General features: G+C 68.3%; 28 protein-coding genes and 1 riboswitch. Of the genes, 18 read left to right on the plus strand and 10 right to left on the minus strand.

Annotated features, from left to right (window positions below; translation table 11 throughout):
• Positions 1 to 627 precede the first annotated feature (627 nt).
• The 6 genes from AZG88_RS14745 to AZG88_RS14770 all read left to right on the plus strand — a co-directional run bounded on the left by AZG88_RS14745 (position 628) and on the right by AZG88_RS14770 (position 6,501).
• Entirely contained in the window at positions 628 to 1,083 is a 456-nt protein-coding gene (locus AZG88_RS14745) for an SRPBCC family protein (RefSeq protein ID WP_005251771.1), read from the plus strand.
• Positions 1,084 to 1,117: 34 nt separating this feature from the next.
• Positions 1,118 to 1,642: a hypothetical protein gene (locus AZG88_RS14750; protein WP_061698104.1), complete on the plus strand. Its 525-nt coding sequence runs from the start codon at positions 1,118 to 1,120 to the stop codon at positions 1,640 to 1,642.
• Positions 1,617 to 2,654: a DNA polymerase III subunit beta family protein gene (locus tag AZG88_RS14755; RefSeq protein WP_061698105.1), complete on the plus strand. Its 1,038-nt coding sequence runs from the start codon at positions 1,617 to 1,619 to the stop codon at positions 2,652 to 2,654. Before AZG88_RS14750 ends, AZG88_RS14755 begins: the two co-directional genes overlap by 26 nt.
• A 62-nt stretch (positions 2,655 to 2,716) precedes the next feature.
• The gene (locus tag AZG88_RS14760; RefSeq protein ID WP_005251765.1) at positions 2,717 to 3,430 is read left to right on the plus strand and encodes a phosphatidylserine decarboxylase; all 714 of its coding nucleotides are present in this window, start codon (positions 2,717 to 2,719) and stop codon (positions 3,428 to 3,430) included.
• Positions 3,427 to 4,290: a CDP-diacylglycerol--serine O-phosphatidyltransferase gene (gene pssA, locus AZG88_RS14765; protein WP_005251763.1), complete on the plus strand. Its 864-nt coding sequence runs from the start codon at positions 3,427 to 3,429 to the stop codon at positions 4,288 to 4,290. The genes AZG88_RS14760 and pssA overlap by 4 nt, the downstream gene beginning before the upstream one ends.
• A 27-nt stretch (positions 4,291 to 4,317) precedes the next feature.
• Complete coding sequence (locus tag AZG88_RS14770; protein WP_061698106.1) at positions 4,318 to 6,501, plus strand: AAA family ATPase; 2,184 nt, start codon at positions 4,318 to 4,320, stop codon at positions 6,499 to 6,501.
• Positions 6,502 to 6,525: 24 nt separating this feature from the next.
• On the opposite strand, the gene AZG88_RS14775 is transcribed toward AZG88_RS14770, so the two are convergent.
• A complete protein-coding gene (locus tag AZG88_RS14775) occupies positions 6,526 to 7,278 on the minus strand; it encodes an isocitrate lyase/PEP mutase family protein (protein WP_061698107.1) in 753 nt (250 codons plus the stop codon).
• 112 nt (positions 7,279 to 7,390) lie between these two features.
• Here AZG88_RS14775 and AZG88_RS14780 point away from each other — a divergent pair, with 112 nt between their 5' ends.
• Positions 7,391 to 8,731: a hypothetical protein gene (locus AZG88_RS14780; protein ID WP_061698108.1), complete on the plus strand. Its 1,341-nt coding sequence runs from the start codon at positions 7,391 to 7,393 to the stop codon at positions 8,729 to 8,731.
• On the opposite strand, the gene AZG88_RS14785 is transcribed toward AZG88_RS14780, so the two are convergent.
• Positions 8,728 to 9,180: an NUDIX hydrolase gene (locus tag AZG88_RS14785; RefSeq protein ID WP_043943825.1), complete on the minus strand. Its 453-nt coding sequence runs from the start codon at positions 9,178 to 9,180 to the stop codon at positions 8,728 to 8,730. The genes AZG88_RS14780 and AZG88_RS14785 overlap by 4 nt on opposite strands.
• Positions 9,181 to 9,339: 159 nt before the next feature.
• On the opposite strand from AZG88_RS14785, the gene AZG88_RS14790 reads away from it, so the two are divergent.
• The 6 genes from AZG88_RS14790 to mnhG are packed head-to-tail and all read left to right on the plus strand — an operon-like array spanning position 9,340 to position 15,520.
• The gene (locus tag AZG88_RS14790) at positions 9,340 to 12,174 is read left to right on the plus strand and encodes a Na+/H+ antiporter subunit A (protein ID WP_061698109.1); all 2,835 of its coding nucleotides are present in this window, start codon (positions 9,340 to 9,342) and stop codon (positions 12,172 to 12,174) included.
• Positions 12,171 to 12,740: a Na(+)/H(+) antiporter subunit C gene (locus AZG88_RS14795; protein WP_061698110.1), complete on the plus strand. Its 570-nt coding sequence runs from the start codon at positions 12,171 to 12,173 to the stop codon at positions 12,738 to 12,740. The genes AZG88_RS14790 and AZG88_RS14795 overlap by 4 nt, the downstream gene beginning before the upstream one ends.
• Entirely contained in the window at positions 12,737 to 14,359 is a 1,623-nt protein-coding gene (locus tag AZG88_RS14800) for a Na+/H+ antiporter subunit D (RefSeq protein WP_061698111.1), read from the plus strand. Before AZG88_RS14795 ends, AZG88_RS14800 begins: the two co-directional genes overlap by 4 nt.
• The gene (locus tag AZG88_RS14805; RefSeq protein WP_005251755.1) at positions 14,356 to 14,928 is read left to right on the plus strand and encodes a Na+/H+ antiporter subunit E; all 573 of its coding nucleotides are present in this window, start codon (positions 14,356 to 14,358) and stop codon (positions 14,926 to 14,928) included. Before AZG88_RS14800 ends, AZG88_RS14805 begins: the two co-directional genes overlap by 4 nt.
• Complete coding sequence (locus AZG88_RS14810) at positions 14,925 to 15,185, plus strand: monovalent cation/H+ antiporter complex subunit F (RefSeq protein ID WP_005251754.1); 261 nt, start codon at positions 14,925 to 14,927, stop codon at positions 15,183 to 15,185. Before AZG88_RS14805 ends, AZG88_RS14810 begins: the two co-directional genes overlap by 4 nt.
• Positions 15,182 to 15,520 (plus strand): monovalent cation/H(+) antiporter subunit G, encoded by a 339-nt coding sequence (gene mnhG, locus AZG88_RS14815; RefSeq protein ID WP_061698112.1) that lies wholly within the window; start codon positions 15,182 to 15,184, stop codon positions 15,518 to 15,520. The genes AZG88_RS14810 and mnhG overlap by 4 nt, the downstream gene beginning before the upstream one ends.
• Here the strand turns inward: mnhG and AZG88_RS14820 are convergent.
• The 5 genes from AZG88_RS14820 to AZG88_RS14840 form a co-directional block, all read right to left on the minus strand.
• A complete protein-coding gene (locus tag AZG88_RS14820) occupies positions 15,489 to 16,772 on the minus strand; it encodes a phosphatase PAP2 family protein (protein WP_061698113.1) in 1,284 nt (427 codons plus the stop codon). The genes mnhG and AZG88_RS14820 overlap by 32 nt on opposite strands.
• Before the next feature lie 118 nt (positions 16,773 to 16,890).
• A complete protein-coding gene (locus AZG88_RS14825) occupies positions 16,891 to 18,015 on the minus strand; it encodes a glutamate--cysteine ligase (protein WP_007301315.1) in 1,125 nt (374 codons plus the stop codon).
• 75 nt (positions 18,016 to 18,090) lie between these two features.
• Complete coding sequence (gene sodC, locus AZG88_RS14830) at positions 18,091 to 18,792, minus strand: superoxide dismutase[Cu-Zn] (RefSeq protein WP_061698114.1); 702 nt, start codon at positions 18,790 to 18,792, stop codon at positions 18,091 to 18,093.
• A 73-nt stretch (positions 18,793 to 18,865) separates the two neighbouring features.
• Positions 18,866 to 19,417, minus strand: coding sequence for a LytR C-terminal domain-containing protein (locus AZG88_RS14835; protein WP_005251740.1), 552 nt, complete (start codon positions 19,415 to 19,417; stop codon positions 18,866 to 18,868).
• A 24-nt stretch (positions 19,418 to 19,441) separates the two neighbouring features.
• Complete coding sequence (locus tag AZG88_RS14840; RefSeq protein ID WP_005251738.1) at positions 19,442 to 19,780, minus strand: DUF3263 domain-containing protein; 339 nt, start codon at positions 19,778 to 19,780, stop codon at positions 19,442 to 19,444.
• A gap of 178 nt (positions 19,781 to 19,958) precedes the next feature.
• Here AZG88_RS14840 and AZG88_RS14845 point away from each other — a divergent pair, with 178 nt between their 5' ends.
• The 3 genes from AZG88_RS14845 to AZG88_RS14855 are packed head-to-tail and all read left to right on the plus strand — an operon-like array spanning position 19,959 to position 22,342.
• Entirely contained in the window at positions 19,959 to 20,549 is a 591-nt protein-coding gene (locus AZG88_RS14845) for a peptide deformylase (protein ID WP_061698118.1), read from the plus strand.
• Entirely contained in the window at positions 20,539 to 21,504 is a 966-nt protein-coding gene (locus AZG88_RS14850) for an N-acetylglutamate synthase, CG3035 family (RefSeq protein WP_061698115.1), read from the plus strand. The genes AZG88_RS14845 and AZG88_RS14850 overlap by 11 nt, the downstream gene beginning before the upstream one ends.
• A 34-nt stretch (positions 21,505 to 21,538) precedes the next feature.
• On the plus strand, positions 21,539 to 22,342 hold the full coding sequence (locus tag AZG88_RS14855) for an exodeoxyribonuclease III (RefSeq protein WP_025433168.1): 804 nt from the start codon (positions 21,539 to 21,541) through the stop codon (positions 22,340 to 22,342).
• Here the strand turns inward: AZG88_RS14855 and AZG88_RS14860 are convergent.
• The 3 genes from AZG88_RS14860 to AZG88_RS14870 all read right to left on the minus strand — a co-directional run bounded on the left by AZG88_RS14860 (position 22,309) and on the right by AZG88_RS14870 (position 23,930).
• The gene (locus tag AZG88_RS14860) at positions 22,309 to 22,986 is read right to left on the minus strand and encodes a hypothetical protein (protein ID WP_061698116.1); all 678 of its coding nucleotides are present in this window, start codon (positions 22,984 to 22,986) and stop codon (positions 22,309 to 22,311) included. The genes AZG88_RS14855 and AZG88_RS14860 overlap by 34 nt on opposite strands.
• A 93-nt stretch (positions 22,987 to 23,079) precedes the next feature.
• On the minus strand, positions 23,080 to 23,442 hold the full coding sequence (locus tag AZG88_RS14865; RefSeq protein ID WP_005251728.1) for a GNAT family N-acetyltransferase: 363 nt from the start codon (positions 23,440 to 23,442) through the stop codon (positions 23,080 to 23,082).
• Between the two features lie 101 nt (positions 23,443 to 23,543).
• Positions 23,544 to 23,930, minus strand: coding sequence for a GNAT family N-acetyltransferase (locus tag AZG88_RS14870; protein ID WP_005251726.1), 387 nt, complete (start codon positions 23,928 to 23,930; stop codon positions 23,544 to 23,546).
• 133 nt (positions 23,931 to 24,063) lie between these two features.
• Positions 24,064 to 24,171, plus strand: a riboswitch (TPP riboswitch).
• Between AZG88_RS14870 and thiC the strand changes: the two genes are divergently transcribed.
• Both thiC and thiD read left to right on the plus strand, forming a co-directional pair.
• On the plus strand, positions 24,164 to 25,810 hold the full coding sequence (gene thiC / locus AZG88_RS14875) for a phosphomethylpyrimidine synthase ThiC (RefSeq protein ID WP_061698117.1): 1,647 nt from the start codon (positions 24,164 to 24,166) through the stop codon (positions 25,808 to 25,810). It overlaps the preceding riboswitch by 8 nt.
• Positions 25,811 to 25,820: 10 nt before the next feature.
• Positions 25,821 to 26,666 (plus strand): bifunctional hydroxymethylpyrimidine kinase/phosphomethylpyrimidine kinase, encoded by an 846-nt coding sequence (gene thiD, locus AZG88_RS14880; protein ID WP_005251723.1) that lies wholly within the window; start codon positions 25,821 to 25,823, stop codon positions 26,664 to 26,666.
• The last annotated feature ends 36 nt before the right edge of the window (positions 26,667 to 26,702 follow it).

The raw sequence follows: 26,702 nt of genomic DNA on the forward strand, positions 1-26,702 counted from the left end.
CGGCCAGCGCCTCGATGCGCTTCCGGGTTTCCGCCATGGCCGACATCGCGTCCCGCGAGATCCGCACCGGCGCGCCGAGACGCGCCACCCGGATCACTTCCTCGGCGGAGACCGCTCCGGTTCCGACAACGACAGACTCTTCGGCTCCCACAACCCCCAGTCTCCCCCCGGGTCGGGCGGAGAGTGACGAGATTGCGGGAGCGACGACGGCGTCTACAACCGGCCGCGGAGAGCTTCCTCGATTTCGCGTGGCGTCATCAGACGTTCGAGTTTTTCACTCGGCCACGAGGACGGACGTCCTTGCAATCGGGCTGATTCGAGTAGAGGGAGAGGGCTGCGGTCCCACCGCAGGATCGAATGAACATTCACTACCGATCACTTCCGAACACCGACTCGACAACTTTCCATTTGCGCCATTGCATCGGCGACATTTCGTCGCGCTCTTGACTCATCGCCCATCGTGCCCCTTTGGTTACACGGTTTCGATGAGGCGCGCGGAAGTGCAGGAAAACTGCAGTCGGGACGAGAATTCAGTGACCTACCGCACACCTCTCTGGCACGAGCGCCTACCATGACGCCAAAGTAGTTGTTACCTTACGTACCACCTTCCCTGACTGGAGACAGCCGATGGCAAACACCCTCGAAGCAAGCATCGACATCGACGCGACCCCGCAAGACGTGTGGGCCGTCGTGTCGGATCTGAAGCGGATGGGCGAATGGAGCCCCCAGTGCCGCAAGATGCGCGTCCTCGGTGGCGTCGTCGAAGAGGGCACCAAAACCGTCAACATCAACCGCAAGGGCTTCCTCGTGTGGCCGACCACGTCGAAGGTCGTGAAGTTCCAGCCGAACAAGACCATCGCGTTCCGGATCCTCGAGAACCGCACCATCTGGTCGTACGAACTCGAGCCGACGGCAGGCGGAACCAAAGTCACCGAGCGCCGCGAAGCCCCGACCGGAACGTCGAAGGTGTCGCAGTTCCTGGTCAAGACCGTCCTCGGCGGCAACGAGGACTTCGAGGTCGACCTCGTGAACGGCATGAACACCACCCTCGCCCGCATCAAGTCGGCGGCCGAACGCACGTAGTCCGGTTGACCCTCGACCTGGTCGAGGCCTGAGCGTGGCCCGCATGGACACACCGGACGCCGTCATGGCGAGGATCGCGCAGGGACAGGAACTGGCAGTAGCGGGTGATCGGGAGGGCGCCCGACGCATCTTCGAGGAGGTGTGGGACGCCCTCGCCGGTCCCGGCGACAACACACCCGACCCGTTGCACGTCGTCACGCTGGCCCACTACATGGCGGACGTCCAGACCGACCCCGCCGAGGAACTGCGCTGGGACCTGCGAGCCCTCCACGCCGCCGACTCGCTGACCGACGACCGGGCTCGGCAGCACCATTCCTCGCTGCGGGTCGCGGGGTTCTACCCGTCGCTGCACCTCAACGTGGCGGCCGCTCATCACGCGCTCGGCCAGTCGTCCGAGGCACGCCACCATCTCGATCGGGCCGCGCAGAGCTGCGAACACCTCGCCGAAAACGGATACGGGCGGACGATCCGCGGGGCCGTCGAGCGACTCCGCGCAGAACTCGACGCCGAGGCTGTCGGACCGCAGGGGCAGAGTGAGCACCGTGCTCAGCATCGGTGAACTCGCCCGGGCGTCCGGTCTGTCGGTCAGCGCACTGAGGTTCTACGACAAGGCAGGCGTGCTCACCCCGCACGTGGTGGACCCGCGCACGGGCTACCGCTGGTACGCCGACCGGCAGGTGGACGCAGCGGTCCTCGTCGCCGCGATGCGCCGGGTGGGAATGCCGGTGAAAGAGATGGCGGCCGTGCTGAGCGACACGGACGCCCACGGACTTCTCGACCGGCATCTCGGCCGGCTCGAGAAGGGGCTGGACGACGCCCGGCACGAACTGACGAGGATTCACCGCCTGCTCGACGCGCGAGCGGCGCGGGAATGCACGGTCGTCCTCCGCACCACCGACCTCCTCACCGCGTTCGGCTCGGTGCGCTTCGCCGCCGACGCCGACTCACAGTTCCCGGTGTTGCGCGGCTGCCTCCTGGAAACCGACGACGACGGGCTGCGGCTCGTCACCACCGACCGCTACCGGCTGGCGGTCGGCACGGTGGCCGTCCTCGAACCGCCGGACGAACCGATCTCCGCCGTCGTCCCGTGCACGTTCCTGGACGACGCGGCCGGACTGCTGGGTCGCCACGACACGGTGACCGTCGTCGTCGGCGCCGACGGCGTCACCCTCCGCTGCGGCGCCGAGCAGCTCACCACCCGCCTCGTCGACGGCGCGTTCCCCGACCATCGCGGTCTGTCGCCCCGCGACCGCGGAATCGAACACACCTTCTCCTCGGCGGACCTGCGCGCACGTCTGGCAGACGCCGGCGACCGGGTGGATCTCGGCGTTCTCGAGTCGGGCGAGATCGTCGTCGGCAGCCCGGCGACGGAGCGGCCCGTGCGCTTCCATGTGCAGGTGAACACCGGTTTTCTCCTCGAAGCCGTCGACGCGCTGCCGGGCGAGCAGCTGACGTTCCAGGTGGGCGGACCCATCACGCCGCTCGCCATCCGGCCACGATCCGTTCACACATCGGACCCCGCGAGTGCGTACTCTCTCCTGATGCCGTTGCAGCCGGTAGCGCTCACGTAATCTGTGAGTGCGGCGCGATGGCGCGCAGGCAGCACGTCCGTCCGACACAGTTAGAGGAGCCCGTGGCACGCAAGCCCACACCCCCCGGAACCCCGCAATCCACGAGCGTCGGGCACATCGTCGACCTCGTCCGCGGAGCAGTTCCGCCCCTGCATCCGGCCGGGCTGCCCTTCGTCCTCGCGCCACTCGGTGTGGCCGTCCTCGGCCGCAAGCGCAAGTGGGTCCGGCGTGGAGCGCTGACCTCCGCCGCAGCATGCGCCGCGTTCTTCCGGCATCCCCACCGCGTTCCGCCGAACCGTGTCGGCGTCGTGGTCGCACCCGCCGACGGCGAGGTCGCTCTCGTCGACTCCGCGGTCCCGCCGTCCGAACTCGACATGGGCACCGAGCCGCTGCCCCGGGTCAGCATCTTCCTGTCCGTGCTCGACGTGCACGTCCAGCGCAGTCCTGTCGGTGGAGAGGTCACGAAGGTCGTCCACCGGCCGGGCCAGTTCCTCTCCGCCGATCTCGCCGACGCCAGCGAGGTCAACGAACGCAACAGCATGCTGCTGCACACCCCGGAGGGCCACGACGTCGCCGTCGTGCAGATCGCCGGTCTGCTCGCCCGCCGGATCGTCTGCGACGCCAAGGTCGGCGACACCCTCCCGATCGGTGACACGTACGGCCTGATCCGGTTCGGCTCCCGCGTCGACACGTACTTCCCGGCGGGCACCACGTTGCTCGCCGAGCGGGGGCAGCGGACGATCGGTGCCGAGACCGTCATCGCTCAACTGCCGTGATCGCCAACGCGAAGCAACAGCGGAGGGGTCGACCACAGCAGGCGGTCCGGCTCCTGCCGAGCGTGGTCACGATCCTCGCGCTGTGCGCGGGGCTGTCCGCCGTCAAGTTCGCCCTCGACGGCGACCTGGGAACGGCGTTGGCCATGATCGGTGCGGCCGCGGTCCTCGACTCGCTCGACGGCCGGATCGCGCGGATGCTCGACGCCACCAGCAAGATGGGCGCCGAGCTGGATTCGCTTGCCGATTCCATCTCGTTCGGCGTCGCACCGGCCCTCGTCCTCTACGTCACGCTGCTGGACGGACAGAGTTTCGGCTGGATCATCGCCCTGATCTACGCGGTGAGCATCGTGCTGCGGCTGGCCCGGTTCAACACGCTCCTCGACGAGGACGACATGCCGGGCTACGCCAACGAGTACTTCACGGGTGTCCCGGCGCCCGCGGGTGCGCTGGTCGCGCTGACCCCGCTGGCTGCCGCGGCGCAGTGGGGCGACGGCTGGTGGTCGTCGTATCCCGTCGTCGTGGCGTGGACCGTGATCTCCGCGGCGCTGATCGTCAGCCGGATCCCCACGCTCGCGCTGAAGACGGTGTCGGTGCCGCCGCACATGGCGGCCGGTCTGCTCGTCCTCGTGGCGCTCGCGGCGGCGGCTCTGGTCACGTACCCGTACATCCTGCTGATCGCGCTCGTCGCGGTGTACCTCGGGCACATTCCGTTCGCGGTCCATTCCAAGCGGTGGGTGGCCGCGCGACCCGAGACGTGGGACATCAAGCCGTCCGAGCGGCGGGCCATCCGGCGTCAGCCCGACGCCCGCGGAAGGCGATCCGCCGCACGGCTCGGACTGCGCCGTCCCCGGGCCCGATAGTTCGCTCCCGCACGTAGGCTCGACAGCGTGACCTCCCCGGAACTCGCGCTCACAGTCCGACTGAACACCTCGGCCGCCGACACCCGGCGCGGCGTGGTCCGGCTGCATCCGGAAGCCCTGGCCGCACTCGGCCTCCGCGAATGGGACGCGATCGCCCTCGTCGGCGCGCGCCGCACCGCCGCGGTGGCGGGTCGCGCGCCGTCCGGAACCCCCACCGGGACTGCGCTCCTCGACGATGTGACCCTGTCCAACGCCGGGCTGACCGAGAACAGCACGGTCGTCGTGACGCCGGTGACGGTGTACGGCGGGAAGACGGTCACGGTCAGCGGCTCGAATCTGGCCGTCAACTCCGTCTCCGACGTCACCCTGCGTCACGCCCTGCTCGGCAAGGTCCTCACGGTCGGCGACACGGTGTCGCTGCTCCCCCGCGATCTGGGCCCCGGAACCAGCACCGCCCCCGCGACGCAGGCACTGACCCGGACGTTCGGGGTCGCCTGGACATCCGAGTTGCTCACCGTCACCGGGGTCGACCCGGCCGGTGGTCCGGTGAGCGTGCAACCCAACACCGCGGTCGGGTGGGGTGAGGGTGTGCGCGCAACGGTGTCCGCGGCTCCGTCCCGGTTGCCCGCGCCGCCCGTCCGGCCCGCCGAAGAGGTTCCCCCGGTCCCGGTCGAGGACCTGGTCGGTGCCCACACCCAGGCAGCCAAACTCACCGAGTGGCTCGGACTGGCACTCGACGAACCCGAACTGCTCCGCAAACTCGGGGCCTCACCCCATCTGGGCGTCCTGGTGACCGGGCCCGCCGGCGTCGGGAAGGCGACGCTCGCCCGAGCGGTACTCTCCTCCCGCCGGGTCGTCGAACTCGACGGGCCGAGCGCCGGCGCGCTGGAAGCCGACTCACGGTTGCAGCGGGTCACCGCGGCGGTCGACGCGATCCGCAGCGGCGGGGTCCTGCTGATCACCGACATCGATGCCCTGCTGCCCGCCACGCCGGAGCCGGTGTCGGCGCTGATCGTCGAACAGCTCCGCCGCGCGGTCGACACCGTCGGGGTCGCATTCGTGGCGACGTCGGCGCACCCGGAGTCGGTCGACGCCCGGCTGCGCGGGCAGGACCTGTGCGACCGCGAACTCACCCTGACCCTGCCCGACGGCTCCACCCGCCGGGCGCTGCTGGAACTGCTTCTGCGGAAGGTCCCCACCGACGGCATCGCCCTCGACGCGATCGCGGCCCGCACACCGGGGTTCGTCGTCGCCGACCTCGCCGCGCTGTGCCGGGAAGCAGCCCTGCGTGCCGCCTCACGCGCGGCCAGGAAACCCGTCGACCCGGCGCTCACCCAGGACGACCTGCTCGGCGCGCTCGACGTGATCCGCCCGCTGTCGCGGTCGGGCAGCGAGGAACTCGCGATCGGCAGCGTCACCCTCGACGACGTCGGGGACATGGTGGAGACCAAGCAGGCGCTGACCGAGGCGGTGCTGTGGCCGTTGCAGCACCCGGATTCGTTCGCCCGGCTGGGGGTCGATCCCCCGCGCGGAGTGCTGCTGTACGGTCCGCCCGGTTGCGGCAAGACCTATCTCGTTCGGGCGCTGGCAAGTTCGGGACATCTGAGCGTGCACGCCGTCAAGGGCGCCGAACTGATGGACAAGTGGGTGGGCGCGTCCGAGAAGGCGGTCCGCGAACTGTTCCAGCGGGCGCGGGATTCGGCCCCGTCGCTGATCTTCCTCGACGAGGTGGACGCCCTCGCACCGCGCCGCGGTCAGAGTTCCGACTCGGGGGTGTCCGATCGGGTGGTGGCGTCACTGCTCACCGAACTCGACGGCGTCGAACCGCTGCGCGACGTGGTGGTCGTCGGCGCCACCAACCGGCCCGACCTCATCGACCCGGCGTTGCTGCGCCCCGGCCGCCTGGAGCGGCTGGTGTTCGTGCCGCCACCGGACGGCGATGCCCGCCGCGCGATCCTGCGGACGTCCGGGAAGTCGGTGCCGCTCGCCGCCGACGTCGACCTCGACGCCCTGGCCGACGACCTCGACGGCTACTCGGCCGCCGACTGCTCGGCGCTGCTGCGGGAAGCCGCACTGGCCGCCATGCGCCGGAACATCGACGCCGCCGACGTCACCGCGGCCGACGTGGCCGAGGCACGCGAAAAGGTGCGCCCCTCACTCGATCCCGAGCAAGTGGCGCACCTCCAGTCCTATGCGCTGACGCGCACGTGAGTACTTGTCACAAGTACTCACGGGTCAGGACCAGCGGCCGAGCAGCGTGGCCGCGTGTGCGGCGAGGGCGGCCTGGAAGAACGGGCCGAAGCTCACCCGCGCGACGCCGAGCGGCCCGAAGCTCGCCGGATCGTCCTGATCGGGCAGACCGATGGCGTTGACGGGCAGCGGCAGCTCCGACGTGAGCCGCTTCTGGGTGGCGTCGTCGTGACGGCCCACGGGGTACAGCACGTCGGCGCCGGCCTCGGCGGCGAGCTTCAGCCGAGCGATCGCGCGGTCGACACGGTCGGACTCGTCGCCCACCTGCTTCACGAACAGGTCGGTGCGCGCATTCACGACCACGTGGACCCCGGCAGCGTCGGCCGCCTGCCGCAACCCTCCGACGAAGTCGGCATGCTCCTGCGGTTCGCGGAGACGCCCGCCCTCGCTGTGGACCGTGTCCTCGATGTTCAGGCCCACGGCTCCCGCGCCGATCAGACCCTCGATCAGGCGGGCGGGCTCGAGTCCGTATCCCGATTCGATGTCGACCGACAGCGGCAACGCCACCGCTGCGGTGATCTGCGAGATGCGGTGCAGCAGCTCGTCGAACGTGATTCCCTCGTTGTCGGGCTTGCCGATCGAATCGGATACCGGGTGGCTTCCGACCGTCAGCGCCTGAAAGCCAGCGGACACAGCTAGATTCGCGGACCAGGCATCCCACACGGTGGGCAGAATGACGGGGTTGCCGGGCTGGTGCAGCCCCAGCAGGGTGGTGGCCTTCTCGTTGATCGACGTCATAGGTGGGCTCCTCGCCTCGGTGGTATTCGATCGGAGTCGTTCTCGGGCACGCCTTCGGTGCCAACGCCGGGTTCGCCATTTCCATTCCTACCCGCTCGAGTACCGTGAGCGAATGGACTTCCGGGAACCCCTGTCGGCCGCGGCTGCTCTCGCGTCCGGTGCACTGGCCGGTTTCGTCCTCACCAATCCCCGCAACCGGGCCTGGACGATCAACGCGTCCGATCGGGAGATCGACCGATGGCTCAGCAGCCAGCCGACGGGTGTGGTGGTGGCTCTCGTTCTCGCCGTCATCGCGGTGGCCGGTCTGCAACGGTCCGGTTCCCGGCGGGTGTCGTGGCTCCTGGCGGTGGCGTGCGCGCTCGCCCTGATCGGCGCGCGCTGGGCGGTGCCGCAGGCCGGCGGCGTCGACACGCTGATCGCCCTGCACTTCGCGAAGACCGCGACTGCCGGGTTCCTGCTGGGCGCGGCGGTCGCCGCGGTGTGGGGTCGCTGGGTTTCGCAGCTGGCGTTGACTCTCGGTGTCGCGAGCGCGTTCCTCCTCGCGAGTGTGCAGCGACTACCGCGCGGCGACACCGCGTATGTCGAGCCCGCGAGTATGAGCACCTCCGCGATCGGCGAACCCCCGCAGTGGCTGCTGATCGGAGTTCTCGTGCTCGCGCTCGCGTCGGCGGTGGTGGCGCGGTCGCAGTTCCGGGTGCAGCGTCCCGACCGGAGGACCCTGCTGACCGCGCTGGTCGGCGCCTTGGCCCTCGCCCTGCTCAACCGTTTGCTCGGGGCGTGGATCGACGATCAGGAATTCGGCGAACCCCTGACGGTCTGGCTGATCGTCGCGTTCTCGCTCGCCGTGATTCTGACGGTCACGGTGCTGATCGCGCGCCGGTTCCCGGGGATCGACGGACGCTTCCTGCTCGCCGCGACCGGTGTCACCGCCGCGGCCGTGCTCGTCCTCGACGACCTCCGGACCCCGCGGGTGACGACGCCCGCGGCGGCGTTGCTGGCGGTGGGCGTCGTCGCTCTTGCTACGGGAATCGCGGTGGCGGTCAGGGTCCCGCCGAAGTGGCGGCGCCCGCAGTGGGGACTGAGCCTGGCCGCCGTCGTTCCGCTGCTCGCCACAATCTGGCCCGATTTCGGCGACGACGGCGTCGCACTGTTGATCCGGCTGGCCGTGCTGGGTTGCGGCACGGGTTTCGCGCTCGCCGCCGCTCTGCCGGGGTCGGCGCCCGTCGCGGTGCTCGGTTTCGCACTGCCGTTCGCGTCGCTGGTGTTCGTAGCGGCTACCACCGTTCCCCGCAGCCGGGTGGTCTACCCGGGCGCGAGCAGCGAACACCGTCTGCCGTCGTCGCCTGCCTCGACCGCCGCGTCCGACCATCTCGTCGGCTTCGTGATGCTGCTCGTCGTCGCGTTCTGCGTCTACTCGGTACACGAGCGGCGCAGTACCCCGGAAGGCAGCTAGTCGAGGAGGCCGAGCGACTGCAGACGACGGAACACGAGCATCGAACCGGGCGCGACGTCGGGCATGGCCGCGTACTCGTCGACGGTGAAGTACCGCAGTTCGGCGATCTCGCTCGTCGGCCGTGGCTCGGCGCTCAGTTCGGCGAGGAAGCAGGTCATGTGCAGGTCGGTGCCCTCGGGATGTCCGTACGCGGGCGCCTCGAAGACCCCCAGATGTTCGAGCGTCCCGTCGACGATTCCGGCGTCGAGTTCCTCCCGGATCTCGCGGTGCAGAGCCTGTTCGGCGTTCTCGCCCGGATCGATCTTTCCGCCTGCCATGTAGAACGCGGTCTTCCCCACCGATCGGGTCTGGAGGAGTTTCCGGTCGCGGATGTGGGCGAGCGCGGCGGTTCGGATCTCGGCAGGCACCGTCACAAGATAGAACAGTCGGGCCTGCCGCCCATAACACATTGCGCCCCATTAGTCCGATTTGCCGCGATTGTGAGTCCGAATAACCGACCCAGTAGGATGTACCCGTAGCCCAGTTCGCTAGCTAAGCGAACGGTCTACACGACTCGGTTCGTTTCGTTCCGACACCCCGCCGCCCGCTGACCCCCGACGGAGTGCCTTTTGCTTGCTGTTCTGCTCGCCCATGCCGTTGCCGCCGTTCTGGCTCCGCTTGTGGTGCGCAAGTTCGGCCGCAATGGTTTCTACCCTCTCTCCCTCGTCCCGCTGGCGTCGCTCGGATGGGTGATCGCGAACTGGGGCACGGAGCAGACCGTGTCCATCGAGTGGGCTCCGGGCCTGTCGATGGACCTCGACTTCTGGTTCGATCCGCTGGCCGCGATCATGTCGGTGCTGGTGCTGGGCATCGGCACGCTCATCCTGGTCTACTGCGCGCGCTACTTCACCGACGACGAACCCCGCCTCGGCATCTTCGCCGCCGAGATGGTGGCCTTCGCCGGGGCCATGTTCGGCCTCGTCGCCAGCGACAACATGTTGCTGCTGTACATATTCTGGGAACTGACGACGGTCCTGTCCTTCCTGCTGGTCGGGCATTACGCCGAACGCGCGTCGAGTCGCCGGGCGGCGACGCAGGCGCTGCTCGTCACCACCGCGGGTGGTCTGGCCATGCTGGTCGGCATCATCATCCTCGGCCAGGTGAGTGGCACGTACAACCTGTCCGAACTGATCGAGATCGCACCTCGCGGCTGGCTCGCCGGTGTCGCCGTCGTACTTGTTCTCATCGGCGCCCTGTCGAAATCCGCGATCGTGCCGCTCCACTTCTGGCTGCCCGGAGCGATGGCCGCCCCGACCCCGGTCAGCGGCTATCTGCACGCCGCGGCCATGGTGAAGGCCGGCATCTATCTCGTCGCCAGACTGTCGCCCGGGTTCGCCGACTCGGCGCCCTGGCGGTTCACGATCATCACGCTCGGCCTGCTGACGATGGTGCTCGCCGGGTGGCGGGCGATGCGTGCCTTCGACCTCAAACTGGTGCTCGCGTTCGGCACCGTCAGCCAACTCGGTTTCATGATGGTCCTCGTCGGCCTCGGCACCCGCGACGCGGCGCTCGCCGGCATGACGATGGTCGTCGCCCACGCGATGTTCAAGGCCGCGCTGTTCATGGTGGTCGGGATCATCGACCACACGACGGGCACCCGCGACATCCGCAAACTCGCGCACCTCGGTGACCGTGCTCCCGCTCTGACGGTCGTCGCCGCGCTGGCCGCGGCGAGCATGGCCGGGCTTCCCCCGTTCCTCGGGTTCGTCGGCAAGGAAGCCGCATTCGACTCCCTGTTGAGCACGACCGTCCTCGCCGACCCGGCGCGGATCGTCACCGTCGGCGTCGTGGTGTTCGGTTCGATCCTGACGCTCGCCTACAGCGTGCGGTTCATGTGGGGCGCCTTCGGTCGCAAGCGGCTCGCGCGGCCCAGCCCGGCCGTGCAGGGCATGCACGCACCCGGACCGTTGTTCCTCGCCGCGCCCGCCGTTCTGTCGACACTGAGCCTCGCGGCAGGACTCGCGGCGCCGCAGCTCGAGAAGCTGCTGACGCCGTACTCGCAGACCCTGCCCGCCGAGGGCGTCTCCGACTACCACCTCGCACTGTGGCACGGCGTGAACACCGCCCTGGTGCTCACCCTGCTGGTGTTCGCCGTCGGCACCGCGCTCTTCGTGGCGCAGCGATGGGTCAACCGGTTGCGGTTCGAGCATCCGCCGCTCGGCAACGCCGACCGCATCTACGACGCAACGCTGCGCGGCATGGACGCCCTGTCGATGCGGCTGACCGGCGCCACCCAGCGCGGTTCGCTCCCGCTGACCCAGGCGACCATCCTCGGCACCCTCGTGGTGGTGCCGCTGGTGCTGCTCGTCGTCGGCACGAATACGGGCGCCGACGTCCGGTTGTGGGATTCGCCGGTGCAGTTCGTGATCGGGCTGATGATGGTCGCGGCCGCGCTCGCCGCGACGGTGATGCGCAACCGTCTGGCCAGCGTGATCCTCGTCGGTCTCAGCGGCTACGGCTGCGGTGTGCTGTTCGCCCTCCACGGTGCCCCCGACCTCGCGCTCACCCAGTTCCTGGTGGAGACGCTGACCCTCGTCATCTTCGTCCTCGTGTTCCGGAAGCTCCCCGCCGAGGTGGACGAGCGCCGGGCGATCGGATTCAAGATTCCGCGGGCACTGCTGGCGGTCGCGGTCGGTGCCACCATCACCACGATCGGCGCGTACGCCATCAACGCGCGGAACTCGGTGCCGATCTACGAGCGACTCCCCGACGCGGCGTACTACCTCGGCAACGGCAAGAACGTCGTCAACGTCCTGCTCGTCGACATCCGTGCCTGGGACACGCTCGGCGAGATCTCGGTACTGCTGGTGGCGGCCACGGGCGTCGCGAGCCTGGTGTTCCGCAACCGCCGCTTCGGCAGCGCACCCCGGGTGTCCGACGCCCCCGCGGTCACGGCCGATTCGTCGGCGTCGCATTCCGAGACGACGTGGCTGCTCGGCGGCGACCTCATCGACCCGAAACACCGGTCCCTGGTCCTCGAGGTGACGACCCGGCTGATCTTCCCGACCATCATGGTGTTGTCGGTGTACTTCTTCTTCGCCGGTCACAACGCGCCCGGCGGCGGGTTCGCCGGCGGCCTCACCGCCGGTCTCGCGCTGGTCCTGCGGTATCTCGCGGGTGGACGGTACGAACTCGGCGAAACCGTCCCGATCGACGCGGGCAAGATCCTGGGCCTCGGACTCACACTTGCGGCGGGCACCGCGCTGGCGTCGCTGTTCCTCGGCGCCCCGGCGCTCTCCTCCGCGGTGTTCGAGGTGACGCTGCCGCTGGTCGGCCACGTCAAGATGGTCACCGCCCTGTTCTTCGACCTGGGTGTGTATCTCATCGTGGTCGGGCTCGTACTCGACGTGCTCCGCAGTCTCGGAGCACGTCTCGACGCACAGATCGAGGTGAACCAGCGATGAGCGCGAACATCGGATTTCTCGTCATCATCGGCGTCCTGGTGTCGGCCGGCGTCTACCTGCTCATCGAGCGCAGCATCACCCGCATGCTGCTGGGACTGCTGCTGTTCGGCAACGGCATCAATCTCCTGATCCTCACGTCCGGCGGTTCGGACGGCAATCCGCCCATCGTCGGCCGTGAGTCCATCCACGAGTCGATGGCCGACCCGCTGGCTCAGGCGATGATCCTGACCGCGATCGTCATCACGATGGGCATTGCCGGTTTCGTGCTCGCGCTCGCGTACCGGTCCTTCAAGATCACCACGCAGGACGCCGTCGAGAACGACCCCGAGGACACCAGGGTCCTGCGGCGCCGGTCGCCCGCCGAGGCCCCCGACCGGGACCGCTCCGACGACCCGGTCACCGGCGAGCCGAGTTTCAGCGGCGACGCATTCGACAAGGACGGAAACCCTATTCCCCTGGAAGAGCTGAAGAACCTCGAAGACCTCGAATGCTACGAGGACCTGCACGAGGGTGACTTCGACGACGACGAGGACGCCGACAAGGCCGGGATCGGGGAGAAGTCGTGACCATTTCCCCGCACATCATCACGGCCCTCGCGCCGCTGCCCGTCCTCGTCCCGATGCTCGCCGCCGCGGCCACGCTGGTGCTCGGCCGGCGTCCGCGTGCCCAGCGGATCATCACGCTCGTCGCGTTGATCGGTGTTCTCGTCGTGTCGGGACTGCTGCTGTTCCTGGCCGACCGCGACGGGACGACGGCCATTCAGGTGGGTGGCTGGGATTCACCGATCGGCATCACGCTGGTGGTCGACCGGCTGTCCGCGATGATGCTGGTGGTCTCGTCGATCGTGCTGCTCGCCGTCATGGCGTACGCCGTGGGTCAGGGTATCCGCGACGGCAGTGAGGACCAGCCCGTCTCGATCTTCCTGCCGACGTATCTGGCGCTGACGGCGGGCATCTCCAACGCGTTCCTGGCGGGCGACCTGTTCAATCTGTACGTCGGCTTCGAGGTGCTCCTCGCCGCCAGTTTCGTGCTGCTGACGCTCGGTGCGAGCGCCGACCGTGTCCGTGCGGGTGTGTCGTACGTGATGGTGTCGATGGTGTCGTCGCTGATCTTCCTGGCGGGCATCGCGTTCGCCTACGCGGCCACCGGAACGCTCAACCTCGCCGACATGGCCACCCGCCTCGACGGCATCCCGTCCGGCACGCGCACCGCCATCTTCGGTGTGCTGCTCGTGGCGTTCGGCATCAAGGCGGCGGTGTTCCCGCTGTCGACGTGGCTGCCCGACTCCTACCCCACCGCGCCGGCGCCCGTCACCGCGGTGTTCGCCGGCCTGCTCACCAAGGTGGGTGTGTACGCGATCATCCGCGCGCACACGCTGCTCTTCCCGGAGGGCGAACTCGACAACGTGCTGATGGTGTGCGGCCTCCTGACGATGCTCGTCGGCATCCTCGGTGCGATCGCGCAGAGCGACATCAAACGTCTGCTGTCGTTCACCTTGGTCAGCCACATCGGGTACATGGTGTTCGGTGTCGCGCTGTCCACACAGTCGGGGCTCTCGGGTGCCATCTACTACGTGGCCCACCACATTCTGGTGCAGACCACGCTGTTCCTGGTGGTCGGTCTGATCGAACGCCAGGCCGGGTCGTCGTCGTTGCGACGGCTCGGCGGGCTCGCCGCGGCGAGCCCCGTCCTGGCCATCGTGTTCCTCGTCCCGGCCCTCAACCTCGGTGGTATCCCCCCGTTCTCCGGGTTCATCGGCAAGGTCGCGCTGTTGCAGGCCGGCTCGGCGGATGCGAGCGTGCTGGCGTGGATCCTCGTCGCCGGCGGAACCCTCACCAGCCTCCTCACGCTGTACGTCGTCGCACGTGTGTGGACCAAGGCGTTCTGGCGGGCGCGCGCCGACGCCCCCGAGGGTGACCTCGCGGACGTCAGCCCGTCGGCGCTGCTCGACGAGTCCGAGGCCGACATCTCGTTCGACGACCGCGCCGACGTGGGCCGTATCCCCGCGATGATGCTCATCCCCACCGTCGCCCTCGTCGCCGTAGGGCTGACGATGACGGTGTTCGCCGGCCAGATCATCCAGATCAGCGATCGCGCGGCGAGCGATCTGCAGAACCGGTCCATCTACATCGACGCCGTCCTCGGCGGTCACCCCGACGGCGAAGCGCAGGAGGCACCGCGATGAAACGCGAGAGACTTCTCCAGTTCGGCGCGCTGCTGTGGCTGATGGCGGTGTGGATCCTGTTGTGGGGCAACGTCAGCTGGGGCAACATCCTCGGCGGGCTCGCCGTCGGCGCGCTCATCATGGTGCTCATGCCGCTGCCGCGGGTGCCCGTGGAGGGCCGGGTGCACGTCCTGCCACTGCTCCGGCTGGCAGTCATGTTCGTGTACTACTCGCTCCAGTCGAGCCTCCAGATCGCCTACCTCGCACTCCGGCCCGGGCCGCCGCCCGTCACCGGGGTCCTGCGCTACCAGCTGGGGATCAAGTCCGACCTCGTCCTGACCCTGTGCATCGACGTACTGAACCTGATTCCGGGCACCATGGTCCTCGAAATCGACCAGGTCCGGCGGATCGTCTACGTGCACGTCCTGGACATGGGTTCGCAGAAGGCGGTCAGCCAGTTCTACCGCACGGTCGCGCAGCTGGAACGGTTGTTCATCGAGGCGTTCGAACGCGACTCCGACTGGAAACCGAGCCCCTGGCACAACCGCGACCTGCAATACGACGACCCCACTCAGGAGGGCAGCTCATGACAGTCGTATCGGTCATATCCGGAATCATCCTGGTCGTCGCCGGGGTTCTGACGACGTTCCGGCTGCTCGACGGGCCCAACTCGCTGGATCGCCTCGTCGCCCTCGACACCCTGATCGCGCTCGCGATGTGCGGGCTCGCCGTGTGGGCCGCGTACACCGGCGACACGACGATCGTGCCCGCCATCGTCGCGCTGTCGTTGGTGGGATTCATCGGTTCGGTGTCGGTGGCCCGGTTCCGGGTGAGTGACAAGTCGTGACCACCGTGCTGAACGTCATCGGGGCCACGCTCATGCTGTGCGGCTCGCTGCTCGCACTGACGGCCGCCATCGCCATCGTCCGATTCCCGGACACCCTGCGCCGCATGCACGCCGCCACCAAACCGCAGGTGGTCGGTCTCATCATGGTTCTCGCGGGCGCCGTCCTCGAACTGCGTGGCAACGTCGATATCTGGATGCTGATCCTCGTCGGCATCTTCACCCTGTTCACCGCGCCGGTCATCGCGCACAGCGTCGGCCGGGTGGCGTACCGGGAGCAGCGAGATCAGGACGGGCTGTTGATGATCAACGAGTTGGAGCCGCCAGAACTTCCGTGACCGCTGCCTTCGCGCCGCTGCCCCACCGTGCGAGTGCGGTGTCGGGCCGGGCGAAGAACGTCGCGTAGAACCCGAGGCACATCGCGGCGAGGGCACCGAGGACGAGTGGTCCGGACACCTCGGGGAATCGGCCCATCGGCACCGCGAGGTAGCGGTAGCTGAGCAGCAGTCCGGCCAGCACCAGCGCGCCGCCTCCGACGAGGCGGACCCGGAACCAGCCCCACCCCCGTTCTGGGTCGCGCAACGCGGATTCGATGGTCAGGCACAGAACGGCTCCGGCAACCAGGTCGACGCCGTAGTGGTAGCCGAACCCGAGGGTCGCCGTCAGCGTGCACACCAGCCAGAACGTTCCACCGAGACGCAGCCACCAGGCGCCCTGCCGGGAGTGGATGAACAGGGCGAGGGCCCACGCCGTGTGCAGGCTCGGCATGCAGTTGCGGGGCGTCACCGAATCGAACGACATCGGTTCGGGCGCGAAGTCGGGTGTCGGGACGAGGTTGGGCCAGTAGTCGCTGACCTGGAACCCCTGCCCCTCGGTGCCGAACGCGAAGATCGGACCGACCACCGGGAACAGCACGTAGAAGACGGGACCGGTGAGACCGATCAACAGGAACGTGCGGACCAGGTAGTGCGACGGCCAGCCGTTCCGCAGTTGGTAGACGGCCACCGCGATGGCCGCGACCGGCAGTTCGATGTAGACCCAGTGGAGGATGCCGTAACCGACGGGTCCGAGGGCGTCGACGAACTGCCCCAGGTGCCACGACGGGCTGCCCAGCGCGTGATCGGCCAGTTGCGCGTATTCGTCGAGGATCATCGGCCCGGCCATGATCGTGACCTGCAGCCAGGCGTCCCCGAATTTGGTCGCGAGAATCAGCAGCGCACCGAGGCCGACACCCTTGAGGGCGCTGCGCCGCTGGTTGCCGGTCCAGCGGACCGCCGCATATACGCCCACCGCCGTGAGAACCCAGGTCGCGCCGTTTCCGACGGTCAGCGGGCCACCGGACAGATAGCGCACCGCGGCGACCACGACATCGATACCGGCCGCGGCGGAGAGTGCCACGACGCGCTGGCGATTGGTGAGCCCGACCATCGCGAGCGCGAGGCCGGCCCACGGGACGGACGCCGACTTGGGGGTCAGGACATAGTCGTGGAACAGGCTTTCGAGGGGGCCCTGGAAACCCTGTGTGGATGCGACCAATTGGACGACCACCAGCAGGATCGCCACCCCGAGCGCCCCGCCCGCCGCGAACATGCGGGATCGATCGACGGGCCCACCCGGCCGTACAACGGCAACATCGTCGATCGACACCCGCCAAGTGTAAACAACACGTGAACGGGAAGTGGACGAGTGTCCTGCCCGAGACCGTCTTTCAGGTCCCGAGCTCCTTCACCAGCGCATCGACCACGGCCACCAGGTCACCGCCGGTCGCCTCCGCGACCTGACGTTGCCGCTGGTAGGACGCGCCACGACGGGGAATCTCCGCGACCGCGGCCAGTTCGTCCGCGCAGCCGAGACGCACAGCGGTCGGGGCCAGCTTCTCGAGCAGGTCGTTCAGGTCGTCGGTGACGAGGCGCTCGTTGCTGTCCTCGTCGAGAATGATCTCGGCGTCGAGCCCGTACCGCGCGGCCCGCCACTTGTTCTCCTTCACGTGCCACGGCTGCAGGTTGGGCAGGTTCTCACCTGCCTCGAAACGCCGGTCCAGGTCGACGATCAGGCAGTGCACGAGCGCGACGAGGGAACTGAGTTCGGCGCGGGTGGAGATGCCGTCGAAGACGCGGACCTCGATGGTGCCCCACCGTGGCGCCGGCCGGATGTCCCAGTGCATCCCACCGATCTTGGTGATCACACCGGTCTTCATCTGGTCGCTGATGAAATCCTCGTACTGCCCCCAGTTCGCGAACTGGTACGGCAGCCCCGCGGTGGGGAGCTGCTGGAACATCAGCGCACGATTACTCGCATACCCCGTGTTGACGCCGGCCCACATCGGCGAGGACGCGGACAGCGCGAGCAGATGCGGGTACCGCTGCAGCAGCGCGTTGAGGATCGGGAACACCTTCTGCGGCGAGGACACACCGACGTGGACGTGCACGCCCCAGATGAGCATCTGACGGCCCCACCACTGGGTGCGCTCGATCAGCTCGTCGTAATCCGGTGTGCGCGTGACCAATTGGGTCGACCACTGCGCAAACGGATGCGTTCCCGCACAGATCAGATCGACGCCGAGCGGGTTCGCCGCCCGCCGCAACAGGTCGAGCGACTCGTCGAGGTCGTCCATCGCCTCACCGACCGTCGAGTGGATACCGGTGACGAGTTCGACGGTGTTGCGCAGTAACTCCTTGGTGATCCGCGGATCCTCGGGACCGGCAAGATTCGCCACCGCGTCGAATACCTCCGCGGCCGTGTTGGAGAGGTCCCGCGTGACCCTGTCGACCAGCGCGATCTCCCACTCGACGCCCAGTGTCGGCCGCGGCGAACCGGGAAAAGGAACTACCACGGTTTCGATCCAACCACAGCCCGCAGTGCGCGGCAGCGCACCGACATCCCGGCCGAAGCCGGGATGTCACGCGACTCAGCTGGCGCCGATGACACCGCAGGCCACCCGGGAACCTGCGTCCCCGGTGTTCAGGGTTTCCTGATCAGGGGCGGGTGCGTAACGGGTGGGGATGTTGGCAAAATTGTCGGAACCCGAGTGGATCATGACCGCGGTGCCGGCGTCGCCGTTCTTCAGGTCCTCGACCGAGAAGGCGTCGGTGGTGGTGACCAACTCGGCCGTGCCGTCGGCCAGAACCTGCAGCGACGTGAGGTCACCGCTCGCGGGGTGCCCCGAGTGGCCCTCGGCCTGGAAGTGCCCGCCCGCGGACAGGAAGTTTCCGGGCGCACCCCCGGTCGGTGCCACGGAGTTCGTCTCGCACTTGCCGACGGAGTGCACGTGGAAACCGTGGAAGCCGGGCGTCTGATCCTTGACGGAAACGGTGACCTCGACGTGACTGCCGGCCTGCTTGAACGTGGCGGTGCCCACGTCTTCGCCCTCGGCGTTCTTCAGCGTCGCGCTGACCGCGCCGCTCTCCGCGGACTCGCCGGAACCGCTCTCGGCGTCGCCGGGAACGCCTGCAGCGCTGGGATCGGCGGCGCCGGTCCAGACGGAAGGAGTGGTGCCGGGAACGTCGGTCGGCTCCTCGTTGTTACTGCAGGCGGTCAGTCCGAGTGCTGCAATGGCCACCACCGGGGTGACAATGCGCCAGGACATCCGACGGGTAGAACTCGAGGCCATCAAACCGCTCCTTTGAGGTGGCGAAGAAGTGCATCTGATCATAACCGCGGCGACGGTGCACCGACCGTCCGGTCTACTGCGCGGACGTGACGATGACGATCACACCGGCGGACGAATTCGCGATACCCGGGAACCGCGGCTGGGCCGAAACCCCGAGCTGCGCGGCGATCTCCGTGGCCGCTTCCTTCTCGGCGGCGGAAGTCCCGTAGTACACAGTGGTTTCGGAGATGGTGCCGTCGCTGTAGTTGCCGGTTTCCGACACCGTCCACCCCGAGGACATCAGTTCGGTGGCCGTCTGGCTCGCGAGACCGGTGACATTGCTGTTGTTGAGCACCCGCACCGGGACCGACGCCGCGTCGGCGGACTTCGATGTGCTCGAGGCACCGGACGTGGTGCTCGCCGCGGACGCCGAGGTGGCGCCCGCCGCTCCCGCAGCCGTCGTCGGGCGTGCGGCGGCGGTGGTCGTGGCGGCCGCCGTGGTCGTGACGGTGGCGGCGGTCTCCTCCGAGTCCGAACCTCCGAGGGAGGCGAACCCGAGACCCGCGAACAGAATCGCGAGGGCGATCAGCACCATCGCGAGGGCACGTAACGGCGGGCCGGACGATTCGGGTTTCGGAGTACTCACGATGTCGACCTTAGCGACCGGGTGCTACGTGACGTCGAACCCGAGGCGGCGGGCGGCGCGGGCCTTCTGCCTGCTCGCGCGCAGCCGTCGCAGGCGCTTCACGAGCATCGGGTCGGCTGCGAGTGCCTCCGGCCGGTCCACCAGTGCGTTGAGCACCTGGTAGTACCTGGTGGCGGACATGTCGAACAGCTCTTTGATCGCCTCTTCCTTCGCGCCGGCGTACTTCCACCATTGGCGCTCGAAGGACAGGATGTCGTGCTCCCGACGCGAGAGGCCGTCGTCACCGACGTCCTTGACCCCTGCCGAGTTGTCGCCGTCGGTGCGCTCGGACTGGTTCCGACTACGCGCTGTTGCGCCGTCCATCTCACTCCTCGACTACTAGCTCTCGCTCGACCTCAGCGAAACCACGTTCCCCCGGCTCCTCGATCGCGTGGCCGACCGAGCAACGAATTACACCGCTGTTCTTCAGCGACTATTCAACCATGACGAACGCCGCGGGCAGTGCGAACGGCTCGGACGCGCCGCACTATCCTTGACGACCATGGCCATCCTCCCCATCCGGATCGTGGGCGACCCGGTATTGCACGAACCGACCGAGGCAGTGTCCCAGTCACCCGCGGAACTCGCTGAGATCATCGCCGACATGTACGACACGATGGACGCCGCCAACGGCGTCGGGCTCGCCGCCAACCAGGTCGGCCTGCCGCTGCGGTTGTTCGTCTACGACTGCCCGGACGTCGACGGGAACGGCACGGCGCTCCGCCGCCGGGGTTGCGTCGTCAACCCGGTCCTCGAAACATCGGAACGACCCGAGACCATGCCGGATCCGGACGACGACGTCGAGGGCTGCCTGTCGGTGCCGGGCGAGCAGTTCCCCACCGGACGGGCCGAGTGGGCGAAGGTCAGGGGCACCGACGCCGACGGCAACGCCGTCGAGATCGAGGGACACGGCTTCTTCGCACGCATGCTGCAGCACGAGGTCGGTCACCTCGACGGCTTCCTCTACGTCGACATGCTGGTCGGCCGCAACGCGCGCGCCGCCAAGAAGACCATCAAGCGCGCCGGCTGGGGCGTTCCCGGTCTCAGCTGGGTGCCGGGAACGGTCGAAGACCCGTTCGGGCATGACGACTGACATTCCGCTCGGAAGCCGGGTGGTGCTGCGATATCAGCTGCCGCCCGGCCACAGCCATCCGATGACCGACGTCATCGGGATGCTGGAGAGCGTCGAACCGGTGGTGGTCGTCCGCGCCGCGGACGGCTCCGTGGTCGAGGTGGATCTGGAGCGGGTGATCGCGCTGAAGGCCGTCCCCGCCCGACCGGTGCGCGCGAGCGAGATCCGGTCCCTCGAACTGGCGTCCGCCGACGGCTGGCCGGGTGTCGAGCACGCGTGGATCGACGGGTGGCTGGCCCGGTACGGTCACGGCTTCACCGGGCGCGCCAACTCGGCGGCCCCGCTCGGCGACCGTGGGTCGGTCGGCAGCCTGGACGACGCCTCCCCCGGCGGCACGCTCGACCGTCTGCGTGAGTGGTACGCCGAGCGCGACCGCCCCTTGCGGTTGCTGATCCCCGACCGGCTGGGCGAGGTACCGCTCGGCTGGAACGTCAGCGACGAAGTGGTCGTGATGGCGGCCGACATCGACAACCTGGCTCTGCCCGAGGGCCCACGAACCACCACCGTCACCGATCACCCCGATCCGGACTGGCTCGCCCTCTACCGCTACCGCGGGTCCGCGCTCCCCGACTTCGCGGTCGACGTGCTGGACTCGGTCCGCGGCGGCACTCTCGGGTTCGGCCGGATCGGTGCCGCCGACTCGACGCTCCTGGCCGTCGCCCGCGGATCCGTCACGTCCGCGCCCGACGACCGCCGGTGGGTCGGGCTCACCGCGGTCGAGGTCGCGGAGGCCCACCGCCGCCACGGAATCGGCAGCCTCATCTGCGGCGACATGATCGACTGGGGACGCGAACACGGCGCGACCCACGCGTGTCTGCAGGTCGCCGTCGAGAACGAGGGCGCCCAGGCGATGTACCGCAACCTCGGCTTCGTGGCGCACCACCGGTACCGCTACGCCACCGAACCTGTCGGCTGACGACCTGTCGGAGAGTGCCGCTAGGGTGGCTGCCGTGCGCATCGCAACCTGGAACGTGAACTCTGTTCGTGCCCGTACCGACCGGATCCTGGACTGGCTCCAGCGGTCCGACGTCGACGTGCTGGCGATGCAGGAAACCAAGTGCAAGGACGAGCAGTTCCCGTACGAGCGTTTCCGCGAGCTGGGCTACGAGGTCGCACACGTGGGCCTCAGCCAGTGGAACGGCGTCGCGATCGCGTCCCGCGTGGGTCTCGACGACGTGCAGATCGGATTCGAGGATCAGCCCGGTTTCCACAAGGACCCGGAGGTCGCGCCCGCGCAGGAAGCCCGCGCCATCGGCGCCACGTGCAACGGCGTCCGCATCTGGAGCCTGTACGTCCCCAACGGCCGTGAGCTCGCCGACCCGCACTACACGTACAAGCTCGACTGGCTGGCGAAGTTGCACACCGACGCGGTCGGGTGGCTGGGGCAGAACCCGGACGCGCAGATCGCGCTGGTCGGCGACTGGAACGTGGCCCCCACCGACGAGGACGTCTGGGATCCGGCGCTGTTCGAGGGCAAGACGCACACGTCCGCCCCCGAGCGTGAGGCCTTCCAGGCATTCGTCGAATCCGGTTTCGCCGACGTCGTCCGGCCGCACACCCCCGGTCCCGGCGTCTACACCTATTGGGATTACACCCAGTTGCGGTTCCCGAAGAAGCAGGGAATGCGCATCGACTTCGTGCTGGGATCGCCTGCCCTCGCCGGCCGTGTCGACAAGGCCGAGATCGACCGCAACGAACGTAAGGGCAAGGGCGCCAGCGATCATGCGCCGGTCATCGTCGACCTCGGCGACTGAGAACGCAGCACACCGAGCGCCACGACCGCGCACCCGAACCCGATGAGCGCACCGTGCCCGATGCGCAGTGGGGCGTCGACGTAGAACTGCGGGATGAACAGCGCGAACCCCACCGCCATCGGGATCCCCGCCCAGCCCGCGAGCAGCCGGGATCGGGCGATCGCCACGGCGGCCGCCGACGCGCCGACCGCGACGAGTAGCAGCCCTGCAGCGAACAGCGTCGCCTGCGCCGCCCCCATCCGCACGCTCTCGGCGAGGTTCGTGGCGGCCTCCTCGTCCAGGCCGCTGCCGCCCAGGGCGTGCAGCGCGAACGTTTCGGCACCGTAGTAGGGCAGCGTCAGCCCTGCCCCGATCCACGACGCCGCCACCGCGACCACCGCCGCTCGTTCGCCACCCGTCCCTTTCAGCAGTCCACTGAGCGCGACGAGCGCAAGCCCGAACGCGATGAACCCGCCGACGGCGGCGAGGTGAGCGACGAGCCACGACGGTGAGGCGAACTCGGCCAGTCCGTCCGGCGTCCCACCCGCCGCGTAGGGACGCACCACGGGGTAGACGACGAACAGGACACCGGCGAGGGCGAACAGCGCCGCGGCGCAGATCCGTGCGACCCCGGTACGACTCTCGATCCGATCCGACACGGTCATGACGACTCCTTCGACTGCGAGCACCGCTCTCTATATAGAGCAGTATTCACAGCGGAGTCGCAGATGGCAAGAGCAGTGCTCTCGAAAGTAGGGCTACTCGGCAACCAGAACGTCGAGGTGTTCCGGATGCAGCGCCAGGTAGCGCTGGACATACGTGCAGATGGGGCGCACTTTCCAGCCACGTCGACGCGCCGAGCCCAACGCCTCGCTCACGAGGACCGCGGCCAGTCCTCGCCCACCGAATTCTTCCTTGACGACCGTGTGCATGAACGCGACCACCTCGCCCGGCTTCGCCGTGAATCCGGGGATGTCGTCCTCGTCCCGATAGCCGAGGATGCCGACCAACTCGTCCCCGAGCCACAGATCGAATCGTTCGTGGGCAGGGTTGTCGAGCACGCGAGCCTCAGCGGCCGTGATGTTCCCGGACGACCCGGAACTGTTCGGAGTGTGATCCATGCCACTCATGGAATCAGCAAGGCGGCATCTTCGCGAGCGGAATCGCCGCCCCCGGAACCGTTTCGTTGCCGCCGAGTGCCCGAATCGTGCCCCGGCCGTTGTCAGCCCTCCACCGGGACGACGAGGTCGCGGTACTCGGGGTGCGCCGAGACGAAGCGCTGCACGTACGTGCACACGGGCCGGACCTTCCAGCCGTATCCGCGGGCGAGATCGAGGGAGCGACCCACCATGAGGGCGGCGAGTCCGCGGTGGCCGAAGTCCTCCACGATCACCGTGTGCATGAACGAGACCACCGGCGCCTGCCGCCCCCGACCCTTCGGACCCGGCGGCCGGGCGGCCACCACTCCCACGCCGGCACCGGCGCCGGGCGGCGTGTCGGCAAGGTCGAAATACCCGAGGATCCCGACCAGGTCACCACTCAGGCGTAGCTCGAATCGGTTCTGATCGGCGTTGTCGATCACGTCCACAACCTGCGCGTCTGTCAGCATGGCTATCTCCTGGGGGTGTGTGTCGTAATCGAAATGTGATGTTCATCACCCTTTATACCGATGCCGGGAACCGCTGTCCAAGTTTCACCCGAATGATTACTCACAGAGATCTCGGTTACAGTTTGTGGGACAACTACACATCCACGGGGGCTCGCACCAGCGGGCTGAGAGGACGGCTAGGGCCGTCGACCGTCGAACCTGTCCGGGTAATGCCGGCGTAGGGAGCATCATCGATGAGCACAAACGTATCTACAGCCACGTCCGTCACCACGGGTCCGATCGAGGGCAGCACCAAGCAGTACCTGCTGTCGGGCGACGACATCCGGGTGCCGGTCCGGCGCGTACACCTCACCAACGGTGAACACCTCGACGTGTACGACACGTCGGGTCCGTACACCGACGCGGACGCCGCGATCGACCTGGAAGCGGGACTGCCGCATCTGCGCGCACCGTGGATCGCCGACCGGGAGGGCACCCAGCTCGACGCCGCCCGCGCCGGCGTCGTCACCCCTGAGATGCAGTATTGCGCTGCACGCGAGGGTGTTTCACCCGAGACGGTGCGCACCGAGGTCGCGGCGGGACGCGCCGTGATCCCGGCCAACCGCTGCCATCCCGAACTCGAGCCGATGATCATCGGCAAGGCGTTCGCGGTCAAGATCAACGCGAACATCGGCAACAGCGCGGTCACGTCGTCGATCGCGGAAGAGGTCGAGAAGATGGTGTGGGCGACGCGGTGGGGCGCCGACACCATCATGGACCTGTCCACCGGCAAGAACATCCACGAGACCCGGGAATGGATCCTGCGTAATTCGCCCGTGCCCGTGGGAACCGTGCCGATCTACCAGGCGCTCGAGAAGGTCGGCGGTGACCCGACCGCGCTCACGTGGGAGATCTACCGCGACACCGTGATCGAACAGTGCGAGCAGGGCGTCGACTACATGACGGTCCACGCCGGTGTGCTGCTCCGCTACATCCCACTGACCGCACGCCGCGTCACCGGAATCGTCTCCCGCGGTGGGTCGATCATGGCGGCCTGGTGCCTGGCCCATCACCGGGAATCGTTCCTGTACACCCACTTCGACGAACTGTGCGAGATCCTCCACCGCTACGACGTCACGTTCTCGCTCGGTGACGGTCTGCGCCCCGGGTCCATCGCGGACGCCAACGACGAGGCCCAGTTCGCGGAACTGCGTACCCTCGGGGAGCTCACGCGGATCGCGAAATCCCATGGGGTGCAGGTGATGATCGAAGGTCCCGGGCACGTCCCGATGCACAAGATCGTGGAGAACGTGCGCCTCGAGGAAGAGTTGTGCGAGGAGGCGCCATTCTACACGCTCGGGCCGCTCGCCACCGACATCGCGCCGGCGTACGACCACATCACGTCCGCGATCGGCGCGGCGATGATCGCGCAGGCCGGCACAGCGATGCTCTGCTACGTGACACCCAAGGAACACCTGGGACTGCCGAATCGGGACGACGTCAAGACCGGGGTCATCACGTACAAGATCGCGGCGCACGCCGCGGACCTCGCGAAGCAGCATCCGCGGGCGCAGGAGCGGGACGACGCGCTGTCGAAGGCCCGGTTCGAATTCCGCTGGCACGACCAGTTCGCGCTGTCCCTCGACCCGGATACCGCGCGGGAGTTTCACGACGAGACGCTGCCCGCCGAGCCGGCGAAGACGGCCCACTTCTGCTCGATGTGCGGCCCGAAGTTCTGTTCGATGCGGATCTCCGCCGACGTGCGCGAATACGCACAGCGACACGGACTCGATTCGGTCGAAGCCATCGAGGCGGGCATGGCCGAGAAGTCGAGCGAGTTCGTCGACGCAGGTGGCCGCGTGTATCTGCCCGTCGAATCCGTCACCTCAGAGAATCGGTAAGGTCCCCTTCGTGAAGCTGCTGCCCCTGACACCCGACGGCCAGACCCCCGTCCGAGTCCTCACCATCGCCGGCACCGATTCCGGCGGTGGCGCCGGGATCCAGGCCGACTCGCGGACGATGGCGCTGTGCGGCGTCCACGCATGCGTCGCCGTTGCGGCGGTGACGGTGCAGAACTCGGTGGGCGTCAGCGGTTTCCACGAGATTCCGCCGGAGACGGTGGCCGCGCAGGTGCGGTGCGTCGTCGACGACATCGGGGTCGGGGCAGCGAAGACGGGCATGCTGGCGTCGACGGCCATCATCGAGGCCGTCGCCGCCGTGTGCACCGAGGTCGGGATCGGCCGCGACCAACCGGTCCCGCTGGTCGTCGACCCGGTGTGCGCGTCGATGCACGGAGATCCGCTCCTGCATGCCGAGGCGCTGGACGCCGTGCGGAACACGCTGATCCCGATCGCCACGGTGGTCACCCCGAACCTCGACGAGATCCGGTTGATCACCGGCATCGAGGTGGTGGACGACTCGACCGCGCGCCGGGCCGCCGAGGCGCTGCACGCACTCGGGGCGCAGTGGTCGATCGTGAAGGGCGGGCATCTCCGGACGTCGGCGTCGAGCACCGATCTGCTGTTCGACGGCGACAGGTTCCTCGAGTTCAGCAGTCCCCGCATCGACACCGGCAACGATCACGGCGGCGGCGACACCCTCGCGGCCGCCATCGCGAGCGCTCTCGCCCACGGGTGGTCCGTGCCCGATGCGGTGGCGTTCGGCAAGGAATGGGTCACCAAGTGCCTGGAGGCGTCGTACGACCTGGGCGCCGGTCACGGCCCCGTCTCTCCCCTGTGGCGACTCCGTCACTCGTGAGTACTTGTTAACGTCGCGCGGTTAATAAGTACTCAC

The sequence above is a fragment of the Rhodococcus sp. LB1 genome (assembly GCF_001583455.1).
In the GTDB taxonomy this organism is placed as follows: Bacteria; Actinomycetota; Actinomycetes; order Mycobacteriales; family Mycobacteriaceae; genus Rhodococcus_F; species Rhodococcus_F opacus.